Source organism: Chryseobacterium sp. JV558 (assembly GCF_033712365.1).
GTDB lineage: Bacteria > Bacteroidota > Bacteroidia > Flavobacteriales > Weeksellaceae > Chryseobacterium.
The window spans coordinates 87529-102468 of record NZ_WJHU01000003.1; the positions used below are offsets into that span (position 1 = coordinate 87529).

General features: G+C 37.0%; 11 protein-coding genes. 2 read left to right on the forward strand and 9 right to left on the reverse strand.

The annotated features are described in order from the left end of the window. The first annotated feature begins 14 nt into the window (after window positions 1-14). Window positions 15-992 carry a hypothetical protein gene (locus GFU89_RS11390; RefSeq protein WP_318847240.1) on the forward strand — a complete coding sequence of 326 codons (978 nt, stop codon included), beginning with the start codon at window positions 15-17 and terminating at the stop codon, window positions 990-992. An 80-nt stretch (window positions 993-1072) separates the two neighbouring features. After that, window positions 1073-3802 carry a hypothetical protein gene (locus GFU89_RS11395; RefSeq protein ID WP_318847241.1) on the forward strand — a complete coding sequence of 910 codons (2730 nt, stop codon included), beginning with the start codon at window positions 1073-1075 and terminating at the stop codon, window positions 3800-3802. A gap of 60 nt (window positions 3803-3862) precedes the next feature. Here the strand turns inward: GFU89_RS11395 and GFU89_RS11400 are convergent, their stop codons facing one another. From GFU89_RS11400 to rpsL, 9 genes are all read right to left on the reverse strand, one after another. After that, the gene (locus GFU89_RS11400) at window positions 3863-6118 is read right to left on the reverse strand and encodes a zinc-dependent metalloprotease (protein WP_318847242.1); all 2256 of its coding nucleotides are present in this window, start codon (window positions 6116-6118) and stop codon (window positions 3863-3865) included. Window positions 6119-6276: 158 nt separating this feature from the next. Beyond that, entirely contained in the window at window positions 6277-6771 is a 495-nt protein-coding gene (locus tag GFU89_RS11405) for a low affinity iron permease family protein (protein WP_318847243.1), read from the reverse strand. A 93-nt stretch (window positions 6772-6864) separates the two neighbouring features. After that, window positions 6865-8061, reverse strand: a complete 1197-nt coding sequence (locus tag GFU89_RS11410) for a PepSY-associated TM helix domain-containing protein (protein ID WP_318847244.1) — start codon at window positions 8059-8061, stop codon at window positions 6865-6867. Window positions 8062-8328: 267 nt separating this feature from the next. Continuing rightward, window positions 8329-8946: a hypothetical protein gene (locus GFU89_RS11415; RefSeq protein WP_318847245.1), complete on the reverse strand. Its 618-nt coding sequence runs from the start codon at window positions 8944-8946 to the stop codon at window positions 8329-8331. 18 nt (window positions 8947-8964) lie between these two features. Then, window positions 8965-11220 carry a TonB-dependent receptor gene (locus GFU89_RS11420; protein WP_318847246.1) on the reverse strand — a complete coding sequence of 752 codons (2256 nt, stop codon included), beginning with the start codon at window positions 11218-11220 and terminating at the stop codon, window positions 8965-8967. Between the two features lie 304 nt (window positions 11221-11524). Beyond that, complete coding sequence (rpsJ, locus tag GFU89_RS11425) at window positions 11525-11830, reverse strand: 30S ribosomal protein S10 (RefSeq protein WP_002661363.1); 306 nt, start codon at window positions 11828-11830, stop codon at window positions 11525-11527. A 16-nt stretch (window positions 11831-11846) separates the two neighbouring features. Then, a complete protein-coding gene (gene fusA, locus GFU89_RS11430; RefSeq protein ID WP_124532212.1) occupies window positions 11847-13964 on the reverse strand; it encodes an elongation factor G in 2118 nt (705 codons plus the stop codon). Between the two features lie 7 nt (window positions 13965-13971). After that, window positions 13972-14448 carry a 30S ribosomal protein S7 gene (gene rpsG / locus GFU89_RS11435; protein ID WP_089734635.1) on the reverse strand — a complete coding sequence of 159 codons (477 nt, stop codon included), beginning with the start codon at window positions 14446-14448 and terminating at the stop codon, window positions 13972-13974. Window positions 14449-14471: 23 nt separating this feature from the next. Next, window positions 14472-14885: a 30S ribosomal protein S12 gene (rpsL, locus tag GFU89_RS11440; RefSeq protein ID WP_002983146.1), complete on the reverse strand. Its 414-nt coding sequence runs from the start codon at window positions 14883-14885 to the stop codon at window positions 14472-14474. Between the last annotated feature and the right edge of the window lie 55 nt (window positions 14886-14940).

Sequence of the window (14940 nt, forward strand, 5' to 3'; positions counted from 1 at the left end):
AGTGATTTGTATCAATGAGACATTTTAAAATTTTATTTCTATTTCTTCTTTTCCTTGTTGTATCATGCAGCAGGAAAGAGAATCATCCATACACATTTTATTACTGGAAAACCAATCTGAAGCTGGATCATGAAGAAAAGAAAGCATTAGATCAGGCAACTGTTCCTTATTTGTACACCAGGTTCTTTGATGTAGATAAAGTGAACGGAAAATTTCAGCCAGTAGCCGTTATCACAAAAGACAAGAGTTTTCAGACAGATAAACAGATTGTTCCCACCGTTTTTATTACGAATCAGACTTTGCTGGGCATTTCTGCAGAAGAGATCAAATTTCTTGCGGAAAGTATCCATCTTTTAATTCAAAAGAAAACAGAAGAGTATCATCTGAAAACCAATAATGAAATTCAGATCGACTGTGACTGGACCGCAGGAAGCCGGAATGATTATTTTAAATTTCTCAAAGAGCTGAAAAAGATCTCCAGAAAGGAAATTACGTGCACTCTTCGCCTTCATCAGGTGAAGGATAAAAAGCAGACCGGAATTCCCCCTGTAGAAAAAGTATATCTGATGTGCTACTCCACTTCATCACCCCTGGAAAAATCTGACAAGAACTCGATTCTGGATGTCAGCATTCTAAAAAGCTATCTTTCAAAAATGGAAGATTACCCCATCAAAAAAATTGAAGTTGCTCTTCCTATTTATTCCTGGGGAATTGTCACCAATCATCTGGGCAAGCACAAACTGATCAATGCTTTATCCAAAAGAGACCTGGAAAACCCCAATTTTAAGAAAATATCTGATCATGAAAGTGAAGTTTTGAAAGATGGATTCTACTTTGGAAGTTATTTAAACAAGGGCTTCAAAATAAAGGCAGAAGAAATCTCTAAAGAACAGCTTGAAGAGGTTATCACTTTTTTACAGAAAAAAATACCGCATTTTAATATTATTTATTATCAATTAGATAGTAAATTTGTGTTAGATCGGAAATTTTAATCTCCCAGAGATAGAGGCACACCACCTGTCAAGACCAAACCATAAACTATTATAAAAATTAAAAAAACACTACGAACCCTATGAAAAAGTATATTCTTTCACTTGCGGTTGTATCACTTTTCTATACAAAATCTGACGCCTGTGCGTGGTCAGATCCTGATTATGATTACTTCAACCTTTTTACGCAAAGCATTATCAAAGATAAAGCTTACCTCCCTTTTCTGCACAACTATTCAAGCAGATTCTACGGAGGATACAATGCATCATTGATTCCTGATGACAATGTTGAAACCTGGAAAAAGTTCTTTAACAATCAGCTTAGCTATACTGAGACACAGAATCTGGTGTATAAGATAAGCATGAATGACCTGAATGCTTTAAAGAATGGAAGCCCAACAAATCCTCTTCTACAAAAGCTGGGTTCCGGGTTCTACCAAAAATACAAGGAAGGCCTTGATTATTTAATCGAAGCCAAGTATCTGGAGCCTTATATGAGCATCAATTATGTTGAAAATGAGAATTCATTTTATTACGACAGAGATGCCAACAGAAAAAATGCTACGGCTCTTGATTACAATAAAACCATTGCGGCTTTAACGTCTTTGTACAATGCGGCAAGAAACCCTGAAATCAAACAGCGTTACGGATATCAGCTGGTACGTCTGAATCATTATACAAGAAACTATGATTCTGCAATGCAGGCTTTCAAAACTTATGTTGCCCCCATCAAATTGAAGGGAACTGTTTACTTCATGTCTCTGGATCAATTGGCCGGAGCACAAAGAGGATTGGAAATGAACAGCGATGCCAACTGGAATTTCTTTCAGGTATTCATGAACAGCAAAGACCGCAAGGAATCTGCCTTTGTTTCTATGAAGCTTTCTGACACAGCATCTTTCAGCAATATCATGAAGAGAGCCAATACGAACGAAGAAAAGAATATGGCGTATTTCCTTTTAGGGTATGAAGACTTCAACAATCCGATTCCTACCATGGAAAAGATGTACGAGATCAATCCGGACTCTGAGATCCTGAAGGTAATGGCTGCAAGAAGCATCAATGAACTGGAAAGAAGTTATCTTCCTACTTATTACTACACTTCAGACGCTGCCAATAGTCCGTATATACAAAGAGGAAATGCCGATACCAATACTTCTTCAAAGGATACCAAAGCTACTGCTGCTACACCTGAAGTAAAAGAAGAAAAACTTTCTTTCTGGCAAAAAATTGTAAGATTCTTTAAAAACCTGTTCGGAGGTTCAAAATCTAAAGAATCTGCTGATGGAAAGAAAACGGATCAAAGTGATGATGAATTACTTGACAATCCAAACAGAATTCCATTCTACACAACTTCGGGCTATGGATATGATGATAAGATGAAGGACTATCTTGATGACCTTCAAAAGTTCACTGATAAAACGAAAGAAAAGTCTAAGGATGAATACTGGCAGATTGCAGATGCATATCTTAAATTCCTGAAAAAAGATTACAAAGGAAGTACAGAAATCCTGGAAGATATTAAAACAACAAATCCTGAATATCTGGAAGAGATTAAAAGAATGAAAGTTCTGAATGACATTGTTTCTCAGCCGAGAATTGATGCCGAGTATGAAGATCATCTGATGAAGGATTATACTGAATATTTCGTAGAGAAAAAGGTAGTAAAAGATACAGCCACTACAGATAATTTTGACTATTATGGTGAAGTACCGTCTACCGCCGATTTCCTTAAAGATGTTATGGCAAACCGTTATTTTCTTCAGGGTGAAGATGGAAAATCATTCCTGATGAATAATAAGCTTTCGGATCTTCAATACAATCCGAACTCTGGTCTTGTGAAAAGCGTGGAAGAGTTCTACAGAAAACCTAACAAAACCCAGTTTGAACAGCAGATCATTGCTAAAAACATGGACAGCGTGGGCAATATTGATGCTTTCTTCAGCACCATTTACGGCGACAGAGCAATGAGACTTGCCGATTTTGAAAAGGCAAAATCTTATTATGAAAAAGCAAAAAGCTTCGCTGGTATTCCAAGACAGAATTACGAATGGACTGAAAAAAATGGACAGACCATTACAACCAAACAATATACTCCTGCTGAATACAACGGATTTAAAAATATTTCAAACCTTGTATTCGGGCATAATGTCTGGGAAAGTTTCGGAAGCCCTGATGCAGAAAGTATGAAAGCTGAAAGCTACACTGATTTCCCTTTCATTAAAACCAGCATGGACAAACTTGAGCTGGCAGATGTGTTGATTCAGCTTAAAAAGATCGGAAACGGAACGGGTGAAAAAGCAGCAAAAGCCAATCAGCTTATCGGAAACCTCTTGTACAATACTTCTATTTTAGGATATTACCGTCAATTGTTTGTGATGGATATTGACAACAGCAATGGAGGTAAATATAATTTCTGGAATACTGACAGAAAGAATCCTTACAAGTATTATTATAAGAACTTCCTGGACACTTCTTATATTGAACCTGATAATTTTGATCTATCAATTAACTATTATCAAAAAGCTCTTAAGCTTTCAAACAATAAGGAAGAAAAATCAAGGATTTTATTCCAGATGGCAAGTGCTGAACAGGGTAAATATTACCAGTACGAAGCAAAAGCACCAAAAGATTTTGATTACTCTGATCCGAAGTGGTCTGAAAAAGAAGATGCCCGCCAAAAAGAAATGGACCATCTTAAAAACCAAAAATACAGAACCTATTTTGCTCAGTTGAAAGCTCAGTATTCCGATACTGAAACAACCAAAAACTTAATGGGAAGTTGTAGTTATTTCAGCTATTTCATGAAATAATATCATTCATAAAAAAACCTCTGATCGCTCAGAGGTTTTTTATTTTTATCTTTTATTGAACTATTTTTTAACAAACTTAGTTGTGCTGTTTTCGTCTTTATTATTAATCGTAATAAAGTAGATTCCTTTTACAAGAGCACTAACATTAATTTTACCTTCTCCTATAGTTCCTTTTGAAATCAACTGTCCTGGAGCATTGAAGATCTCATACGATGCGTTTGAAGAGACATTTAGAACATTCAATACATCTTCTACAGGGTTTGGATAGATCTTAACTGATTTTGCCTCATTTCTTGCTTCAGAAACAGCCATTGTACCGGATACTATAGCTTGTTTCACTGCATAAAATACATTTCCAATAGCTGACACTCTCAAATGAATGGTCTTACCCGCCAATGATGCAGGAATGAATACACTGGCTGATCCGTTATTCGGAACTGATGCTGCAAGGTTATTCCAGGTTAGTCCACCATCTTCTGTATAATCAATCTTAACATTGGCTGCATTGTATGGAGAAACTGCAGTTCCGGAAACCGTCCATGCAATAGTAGAATTTACATTAGGGTTAAGTGATGTTGTATTGACAGTAAATGCGGCTGCGGATCCTACTACAATAGTTTGTGTGGCATAAGCAGTCTGCGCCTGTCCTCCAGGTTTGTTATCTCTTACTGTCACTCTGAAATCTGTGGTTCTAGCCACCGTACTTGCTGCTTCAAACTCCGCCGTATTTTTTACAGCTCCTCCCAAAACAGTTGCAAGCTTAGGGAAGTATCTTGTAGGGCTGGCAGTAGGTGCCCATGATCTGAAATTGGCTCCTGTGGTTGTATTTCCGATATTGGATTTAGATACTCCATTACCTAATTTACTTGGATTCACCTGCTCCCAGCAGTACGTCAAAGCATCTCCATCTGGATCTGTGGCTGATGCTGTCAATACAAATGCGGTAGATTTGGGAATGGTATATGTTGTATTCATTGCTGTTACAACAGGTGTATTATTCACAATAGGTGTTTCTACGTCAGCAGTTACTGTTACAAGATTCGTCTGCACCTGATCAATACTCACACTATGAAAATAAACATCAGAATGTTTTTGAACATCTGTACTTGGGCCGGTAATTCCTGCATACCCCATAATTGTAGATCCTGAGCCTGGTTCAACTTCCTGATTTAAAAAGTTCTCGTAGAAGCTGTATGTGTGGGAATCCCCCAACTGGTGCCCCATCTCATGAGCTACAAAGTCAATATCAAAAGCGTCTCCACTTGGTGGTAATTGAGCTGTGCTGTTTTGGTCCCACGTTCCACTAACGTAATAATTAATTCCCGGAGAGGTATATCCACTACCCTTATAATTACCTGGAGATGGTGAATTTACACAATTAGGGTCAATACTTGTAGATATATCATTACTTCCTATGCATCCAATACAGCCGGCACTTCCACCACCTCCCGTTGCACCAAACAAATGCCCAATATCAAAATCTGCATCTGTTACACCATACGTTCCTCCATGCAATGTATTCATGAGCTCATAATTCCACTTACACATAAGATCCGATGTACTATAAGGATCATTAGCAGCGTCAGTAAATATAAGTCCTGGGGCACTGATTGCGTTGACGTGCACATTAAATTCTTTTTCAAATACACCATTTACTCTTGATAAAGTAGCGTTTATTTGTGTAAGAGCACCTGCTACTCCACCGAAGAAAGCAGTATATTCTCCTGTTACAGACATAGCCAGTCTAAGGGTATGGAATGTTTTGTTACTTGATTTTGCTGCAACTCCAGAATTCATAAGCTTCTGTATTCTATCAATAGCTTCTTTATCCTCTTTCGTGTTACATACAAATGCATGGCCGCTCTTATTAGTTTTTCCGTGTACAGAATAATAAGATTTGTCAGCAGTTGCAGGTTCTATAAATTCATATTTACCATCAGTACCAATGATCATCGATTGGAAATCATTGGGAGCGATACTGAAACGGATATATTTGGTAGGATCATCAGTTCCGATCCCTACATACGACCCCAGCTGATATTTGTTAGCCAAAGTCTCATCCATTACCGGAAAGCTGTTTACTGTAAATTTCTCAATTTTTCCTTCAAGAGTAGGAATACTGATCGTAATGGGAGCACCTTCACCTAATTTGGGAGCTCTCAGAAGTTGAGTTCTAATCTGATCAATATCGAGTTTATAATAAACCGAGTGATCACTTTTCTTGATGACTTTTTGTTCTGGCAGTCCTCTGCTCCATTGTGCGTTTGCTGATATTGCTAAAAACAATACCGGCAAACAAAATAATTTTGCTTTCATATATAATATTTGTTCAACAAATTTAAATATTTGTCAAAAAAAACACTAAAAAACAAACAAAAAATTAAAATTATACACAAAAACACAAATTACAATACTATAATCTTAAAAAAAATATCATAATAATTAAATTTTAAAGAATTTTTTCAATCAAAAGCTTATTTATTTTTTTGTTCCTGCTTTTGTATCCATTCTTCATGTTTTCTTTTGAAGAATTCGTATTTATAATCCTGATTTCTCTGTGCTGCGTCAATGGAATGAGAGGTATGAATATCCGCATCTTTTTTAGCAAGCTGAGCCAGTTTTTCATAATAGTGATGAAGCTGGTCAAGTTCCGCTTCGGTAAGGTCTTCAATATCTACAATTCTATTGCTGGCTTTTTCGTGGGCAGCTATAATTTCGTTCAGTTTGATCTGTATTGCTTTGGAATCTTTATTCTGCGCTTTCTGAATGAGGAATACCATCAGAAAAGTAATGATTGTAGTTCCGGTATTGATCACCAGCTGCCAGGTTTCTGAGTAATCAAAAAAAGGACCTGTAACTGCCCATATCACTACGATAAGAAAAGCTCCGATAAAAGCAATTGGGCTTCCCGTAAATCTTACAGCCCAGTTTGAAAATTTTTCAAAAAAATGATGACCTTTATGACCCATAACTTCTGTTTTTTACATAATAAATGTATAAAAATTAATCTGAAATCATGAAAAGGTTAAGAATATGAGGTATCTAAATACTTTGGATTGTTTCTATTTCATTTTTTTGAATCTATGCCACCATATCAAAAGCCCGGTCACCGGCAATGAACAACCGATAAGAGAAATAATAAAGTAGAGAATAATACTTGGCAGCCCCATAATCTCTCCTGTATGCAATGGTTTTGCTAAAGCTGTGAACTGTTTGTTTAAAGGTTTGTCCGAAAAAAGCTCTTTCGTTTTGAAAACTCCGGTTTTATCAAATGTCACTTCATCCGGAACCATCATTCCCAGGAAGTTTTGTCTATTGGCTTTGATAACAACATATCGCGGATTTTCTTTATTGGGAAGTTCTATACTTGTAACAGCAGTATAGGGAAGGTGATGGTCTGCCAGTTTTACAATCTTATCCACAGAAGCGGAAGTAACGTCTTTCAGATTTTTCTTTTCGTCCTGTTTCTGAAGCATATCTTCCAGAAGCCCGCCAAAGGCATCATCCTCATTGTCTTTTTCTTTTGAAATATGATCAATTGACGTTCCTCCCAAACTTATGATAATAGCATTCTTCATCCACGGATAGGTCACATACAATCCTGTAACGGCAATAAAGAAAAGCATCAGAAAAGTATAAAACCCCAGTGTATTGTGCAGATCATAGTTAACCCTTTGAAATTTTGCTTTGAACATGACAGTAAGCCCCTGTTTCAAAAACTTCAGTTTCTTCGGAAGCCAAAGAATAAATCCTGAAATCAGCAGAATACAAAACATAAGAACTGAAGCTCCAACAATTTGCCTTCCTGCATTTCCCATCATCAGATTCCTATGAAGATCAAGAACTGTTTCAAAGAATCTGCTGGAGCTAACATCCGGTTGTCCCAGAACTTCTCCAGTATACTGATTATAGTAGGTACTTTTGTCCAAATTATTTTCGCGGTATCCAATCACATAGCTTTTCCCTTTCTCATCCGGAATCATCAGGGAAGTAAGTTCTTTATTATGTTTTAATAACTCTGACTGGATCAGGTCAGCGTTCATCGCTTTTCCTGAACCCGGGTTGATATATATTTTATCCCTGTTGCTAAAATCACTAATCTGATTTTTGAAGGCATAGAGGCATCCGGTAAGACACATTACAAAAACAATACTACCTGATAAAAGTCCCAGCCAGAGATGAATAATCCACATCAGATATTTGGTAACTGATTCGTTTTTTCTTCTTTTCCTGTAAAGGCTTTTAAGTAATACTCTCATTGTTTAACAGCAAAAACATTAAGACAGTAATACCGCCTTAATGTTTTAAAATTAAAATTGATATGAATAAATTAAAAAAAGTTAATACAAATTCGGGCCGGGAAGCATGAAGCTTTTGATGGAAATATCTTAGTTCAAAAGATTACCACTTAACTTTAATCTACATTCACCAAATTGAATATGTTTTCTTAAAAGCAGTAAGAACTTTTAGCCAATCTCCTATCCAGCCTCCACTTCCTGCTTCCAGCCCTTATTGTATCAATGTTGTTATTTTCTTCCTTTGAACTGAACGTCTTTTACTATTGTTTCAAACTTCGTATAGTGTTCAGGACTTAGTACTTTCTGAATAGCAGCTTTTCTCTGGGTATCAAATTTCTCCCAGTATTCTTTGGCCAGATCATTATTCCCGTGATAGACATCATGTGCATCATTGAATGCTTTTTCAAAGGCATCATTGGCTGCATTCACTACTTTAAATTCATCATCAGAAAGCTGAGCTTCCGTTTTGATTTTTTCTAACAGTCTGTTGTCATATCTTGGTCTTTTTCTGGAATTTTCATCAACAAACTTATTGAACTTTTCCATCTGTGGATCGTCTAAAATAGTGGCCATTTCAATAGACTGCTGTGCTCTCAGTTCTTCATTTTTGATTCCTAAAGATACACGGTCCATATTTCCTCCCTGAGCTTTTGCTGCCTGAAAGTTCTGCTCCTGAAGCTGCTGATATTTCGCAGTGATTTCATTAAAGTTCTTTTCCTGTTCAGCAGTAAGTTTCACTTCAGTTTTGAACTGGTTGTAATCTATTCCTTTCTTTTTGTCTCCGGAGCACGAGACAGCCGCTGCACCAAGTGCCAATGCGAAGAATATTGTTTTAATACTTTTCATAATGAATGATTTTGTTGATTAGAATTTATAGTTTACCTGTACAGCAAAGTTTCTAGGCTGAATCTGATCGATATATCCTCCTCTGAAATAAGAGCTGTATCCTACACTATCAAAAATATTATTAAAGAACACTCTTATTCCCATTCCATTTTTCAAAGTATATCCTGCCTGGGCATCTACTGTAGTATATTCCGGCATATCGAAAGGTTTGTCTCCAGGCTTCACACTGTTCAGGTGACCTGCTGTAAATGTTTTCTGAGTCCATTCGTCAACCGGTCTTTTTCCAACATAATAAATTCCCGCCCCTACATCAAGTCCTGATAAAGTACCGTTATTAAATTTATAATTCAGCCATCCGTTTGCAGTATGTTTTGGAGCGTTCATTGGCGCAGATCCATTCATGTAAGCAGGACTGTCCTGATACTGAGCATCCAGATATGCCCATCCGGACATTACCTGAAGGTTCGGCAAAATTCTTCCAATAAGCTCTACTTCCACTCCCTTTCTTCTAAGGTTTCCTGCAAGGCCATACATTGTTTGCTTATCTATTACAACAGGGTTATAATTTTCGTCAAGAATCGTGAAAGAAAGATGATCTGTTTTAATATCAAATACCGTTACATTAAATCTTAAACGCTCATTAAACCAGTCTGATTTAATACCAGCTTCCCATTGTTTAGTCATTGACGGGCCTACTCTTCCACCATCTAAAAGGAAATTATTAGAAGATCTTAAAGATGTTGTTGTTGTATATGATCCAAATACATTAACATTTGGAAGTGGAGAAACAATCAATCCGAAATTAGGATTCCATGTATCTACAGATTCATTGGCGGAACCATTGAGTCTGCTATAACGAAGTCCCAAATGAGCTTTTACATATTTCCCTATCGTCATCACATCCTGAGCCATTGCACCGATACTTGGTGTCAATACAGCGTTTGATCTTCCCAGATTTTTATAGATAACATTTACCGGAAGTTGATTAGGAATAGTTCCGTTCACTACATCAACAATATCAAGTGGATTAGCCGCATAGGTTGTAGTTCCGATTTTTGTAGCACGTGCAGTAATTAAATTCCCTGGTGCAATTGAGTTTTTATATGCTTCAAAGGTTGTAGAAGATGTTTCTGTTTCTCTCCAGTCAAAACCAACCTGAAATGTGTGGTTAATAAATCCTGTCTTTATTTGCTCACCAATGAAGTCTAACTGTAATACTTTGTTGATATCTTCTCCCTGTGATTTTCCTATAGTACGCTGTCTGACATTGTAATTGGTTTCACCAGCCGGCAATGACACAGATGAAGCTTCAGAATCTGTATTACTTACGGAATTTACGAAAGCTGCTCTCACTTTTAATTTATCTGTAAGGTTACGTACAATTGTAGTCGCAAAGTTGTATGCTTCAGTTTTTGAATAATCAGATGTATATCCTAAAAACTTTCCTTTTGGCATGTGGTATAATGCTTCAACAGTTCCCGGTGCAAGGTTTATTGTTCCTCTGTCCGGCGTTCTTTTATCATGAAGATAATCCATTTCCACATTGATTAATGTTTTATCATCCGGACGGAAAGCGACAGATGGGTTTACATAAATCCTTTCCCCCTGTACATGACTTCTGAATGAATTATTGTTTTGGTACGCTCCATTAAATCTCACAGCTACTTTTCCCTGAGGGTCCAATACTCTCTGGAAGTCTACGGTAGGTCTATAAAAATCCCAGCTTCCGTAACGGAATCCTACATTAGTCTGATCAATAAACTGAGGTCTTTTTGTAACAACATTGATAACACCTCCTGCAGATCCCAAACCATTTCCTATTCCCTGACCAATAGCAGCAGATCCTTTGATAACCTGAATACTTTCTACTCCCTGCATATCAGTGATCATTCCTGCGGTACGAAAATCTGAATCCAGCTGAACTCCATTTTTCAGTACAGGAACTCCACGATAACCTCTGATGGACATACTTTCGTTTCCACCTCCATAGCTTGAAAACAGGGTTACTCCAGGAACGTTTTTGGCAACATCAGTGACTGTAAGTGCTCCTAATTCTTCAATTGCTTTATGGGAAATGATAGAAATACTCTGAATCTGATCTCTGGTTTTCAAAGGCAATCTTGTAATTGCGTCCAAGCCTTGCGGCTGTTTCTTTTTTTCACCAAACAGTTCTACTTCTTCAATTTTCTTGTGTTTAACTGAATCATTTACTTTCTGTGCATTGGCCAGAACTCCACCCAATAACAGCAGAGAAAAGGATACTACTTTATTCATCTGATAATTTTTAGCAAAATTATTATTTTTATTCATTCTAAATAAATAAACAAGAGTGACATATGTCACCTGAAAAAGAAGTATTAATATCAGATCATTAATCTCTGCTAAAGACTCTTTTCAATCCCTAAACAGATGTACACTATCATTAATAGTAATTCCCTGAAGGGTTTTTATGGTTGTAGAAAGTTCAATTCAAAAAAAATCAGATTTGATGATGTATCAAATCTGATTTTCAAATAATATAAAAAAACCGTCCCTTAAAAAGGAACGGTTTCTATAATCATTGCAAAGTATGCAGTTATCACACTTTAATTTCAACGTCTACTCCTGAAGGAAGTTCTAATTTCATTAGAGCATCAACAGTTTTAGAAGAAGAAGAGTAGATATCCATTAGTCTCTTGTGAGCTGATAATTGGAACTGCTCTCTTGCTTTTTTGTTTACGTGCGGAGATCTCAACACTGTGAAGATTCTCTTATTCGTTGGCAATGGAATAGGACCGTTTACAACAGCACCAGTAGCCTTTACCGTTTTTACGATTTTCTCAGCAGACTTGTCTACCAAGTTGTAATCGTAAGATTTTAGTTTTATTCTGATTCTTTGTGACATTTCTTTAATTTAAAAATTAACCTTTTGCTTTAGCTATGATATCTTCAGCAACGTTTTGTGGAGTAGCTTGATACTTCTCTAATTCCATAGAAGAAGTAGCTCTTCCTGATGAAAGTGTTCTTAGAGTAGTTACATATCCAAACATTTCAGAAAGTGGAACAGAACCTTTGATTACAACAGCTCCATTTTTCTCTTCCTGACCACTGATAGTACCTCTTCTTTTGTTAAGGTCACCAATGATGTTACCCATATATTCTTCCGGAGTTACAACTTCCAGTTTCATAATAGGCTCCATAATTACTGGCTTAGCAGCACGTCCCGCTTCTTTAAATCCTAATTTAGCAGCCATTTCAAATGAAAGAGCATCAGAATCCACCGCGTGGAAAGATCCGTCTTTAAGAACAACTTTAATACCTTCAACTTCGAAACCAGCCAAAGGACCGTTTTTCATTGCAGCTTTAAAGCCTTTTTCAATTGCAGGAACAAATTCTCTAGGAACGTTACCACCTTTGATCTCATTGATGAATTCTAAACCAATTTTACCTTCGTCAGCAGGTCCTAATTCAAATACAATATCAGCAAATTTACCTTTACCACCAGATTGTTTTTTGTAAACTTCTCTGTGTTGAGCAACTCTTGTAAGATTTTCTTTGTATTCTACCTGAGGTTGTCCTTGGTTAACTTCAACTTTGAATTCTCTTCTCATACGATCTACGATGATATCTAAGTGAAGCTCACCCATACCAGAGATAATCGTTTGTCCAGAAGCTTCGTCAGTTCTAACCGTAAACGTAGGATCTTCTTCAGCCAATTTAGCTAAAGCGTTACCCATTTTATCCTGGTCAGCTTTAGTTTTAGGCTCAACAGCGATACCAATTACCGGATCAGGGAAAACCATCGATTCAAGAACGATTGGATTTTTCTCATCACACATAGTATCACCAGTTTTGATAGACTTGAATCCTACCGCTGCACCAATATCACCAGCTTCAATATATTCTACTGGGTTTTGCTTGTTAGCGTGCATCTGATAGATTCTAGAGATTCTTTCTTTATCTCCTGAACGAGTGTTCAAGATATAAGAACCTGCATCTAATCTTCCAGAGTATGCTCTGAAGAATGCTAATCTTCCCACGAATGGGTCAGTAGCAATCTTAAATGCTAAAGCCGCGAAAGGCTCGTTTACGTCTGGTTTTCTTGTAATTTCAGCGTCAGTTCTTGGATCAGTACCTTTGATATCATCTTTATCCAATGGAGAAGGCAAGTATTTACATACTGCATCCAACATAAACTGTACTCCTTTATTCTTAAATGAAGAACCACAAGTCATTGGGATAATAGATAAATCGATAGTAGCTTTTCTAAGAGCTTCGTTGATTTCTTCTTCAGAGATTGAATCTGGATCTTCGAAGAATTTCTCCATCAAAGTATCATCGTAGTCAGCCACAGCTTCTACTAATTTCTCTCTATATTCAAGAACTTCATCTTTCATGTCTTCAGGAATTGGAACTACTTCGAAAGTAGCACCTTGTCCAGCTTCATCCCAGATGATCGCTCTGTTTTTAATTAAGTCAACAACACCTTTGAAATCTTCTTCAGCACCGATTGGTAAAACGATTGGAACTGCATTAGATCCTAACATATCTTTAACCTGGTTTACCACGTTAAGGAAGTCAGCACCTTGTCTGTCCATTTTGTTTACGAATCCCATTCTTGCTACTTTGTAGTTGTCAGCAAGTCTCCAGTTTGTTTCAGACTGAGGCTCTACTCCATCTACTGCAGAGAAAAGGAATACCAATCCATCTAATACTCTCAAAGATCTGTTTACTTCTACAGTGAAGTCAACGTGTCCTGGTGTATCAATGATGTTGAAGTGGTAAGGCTTAGTATCTGCAAGAGGTTTTCCCTGGTCTGTTGGAAAGTTCCAAGAACAAGTAGTTGCAGCAGAAGTAATTGTAATACCTCTTTCTGCCTCCTGCTCCATCCAGTCCATTGTAGAAGCACCATCGTGAACTTCTCCAATCTTATGGTTAACTCCTGTATAGAATAAGATTCTTTCTGTAGTGGTAGTTTTACCAGCATCAATGTGAGCGGCAATACCAATATTTCTTGTAAATTTAAGATCTCTACTCATTTCTAAATTAGAATTTAAAGTGTGAGAAAGCTTTGTTAGCTTCCGCCATTTTGTGAGTATCAGATTTCTTTTTGAAAGCAGCACCTTCTTCTCTTGAAGCAGCTACTACTTCATTAGCTAATTTCAAAGCCATAGACTTATCATTTCTCTTTTTAGAATAGCTAATTAACCATTTCATTGCCATAGAAATTTTTCTATCAGCTCTGATTGGCATAGGAATTTGGAAGTTAGCTCCACCTACTCTTCTAGAACGTACTTCTACATGAGGCATTACATTTGTAAGTGCATCTTTCCAGATTTCAAGTGCAGTTTTCTCTGTTTCTCCTTTTTTAGTTTCTACGATTTCTAATGCATCATAGAAAATTTTGAATGCGATTGACTTCTTACCGTCAAGCATTAAGTTGTTTACGAATCTCGTTACCAATTGATCATTAAACTTCGGATCTGGTAACAACGGTCTTTTTTTCGCTTTTGTCTTTCTCATTGCTTCTGTACCTTATTTAATGATTATTTTTTCTTTCCTTTTGCAGGAGCAGCAGCTGCTTGTCCTGGTTTAGGTCTCTTAGCTCCGTACTTAGATCTTCTCTGAGTTCTTCCATTTACACCAGCGGTGTCTAATGCACCTCTTACGATGTGGTAACGTACTCCCGGTAGGTCTTTCACCCTTCCGCCTCTAACCAATACTATCGAGTGCTCCTGTAGATTATGTCCTTCGCCCGGGATATAGGCATTCACTTCTTTACCGTTAGAAAGTCTTACCCTTGCAACTTTTCTAAGTGCAGAGTTAGGTTTCTTAGGTGTAGTTGTATATACTCTCGTACATACACCACGTCTTTGTGGACAAGAATCAAGGGCAGCCGATTTGCTCTTCTTGGCAAGCGTGGCTCTTCCTTTTCTTACTAATTGTTGAATAGTAGGCATTTAATTGCTTTTTATTTTAGGGTGCAAAAATACTAATATTTTTTTAATTGACAAG